Genomic DNA, 830 nt, shown 5'->3' on the forward strand with positions numbered 1-830 from the left:
AACCTTTTAGACTAGTGATACTTTCTATTTTTGTGTTTGTTTTTATTTCTACACCCAGGTCTTTAATATAATCAATTTCTGCTTGGAGCACTTTTTTAGGCAGTCTATATTCAGGTATGCCTACTGCAAGCATACCACCAACAGTAGGTAGACCCTCAAAAACAGTTACTGGATATCCAAGTTTAGCTAAATAATAAGCGCAAGTTAAGCCTGCAGGTCCTGAGCCGATAACTGCAATTTTTTCTTTCCTTGTTTTTTCAACTCTTGCAGGCTTTTCATAATGCTCTAATCCCCAATCTGCAACAAATCTCTTAAGAGCTGCAACAGCAATAGGTTCTTCAAGTTCTTTTCTATTACATTCTTCTTCACAGGGATGGTGACATACCCTGCTGCAAATTGCAGGAAATGGGTTTTTCTCCCTTATCAATGCGAGTGCTTCTTTAAATTTTGCTTGCGAAATTAATGCGATATAGCCTTGGGCGTTAACGCCTGCTGGGCATGCGTTTCTACAGGGTGAAATTCCTCTTTTATCAATTGTAAATTTATTTGGTACCGCTTGTGGAAAAGGTCTGTATATAGCTTTTCTTGGCGCAAGGTTCATTTCAAACTGATTAGGAATTTCTACGGGGCAATTTTTACTACAGTCACCACAGCCAGTACATTTTTTTTCGTCAACATACTTTGCCTTTTTCAAAATTTTCACTTTGAAATTTCCTGCTTCACCACTTACCTCCATTAGTTCAGAATAAGTGAGTAAGTTAATATTGGGATTCAGATAGCACTCAGCCATTTTCGGAGATAGTATGCAAATAGAGCAATCATTAGTTGGA

1 protein-coding gene is annotated in these 830 nt (G+C 37.7%); it reads right to left on the minus strand.

Annotation, left to right across the window (positions count from 1 at the left end; all coding sequences use genetic code 11):
* Positions 1-790, minus strand: a 790-nt coding sequence (locus tag QMD21_07815; protein ID MDI6856669.1) for an FAD-dependent oxidoreductase, incomplete at its 3' end; no start/stop codon positions are given.
* Positions 791-830: the final 40 nt, after the last annotated feature.

Source organism: Candidatus Thermoplasmatota archaeon, from assembly GCA_030018475.1.
Taxonomy (GTDB): Archaea; Thermoplasmatota; JASEFT01; order JASEFT01; family JASEFT01; genus JASEFT01.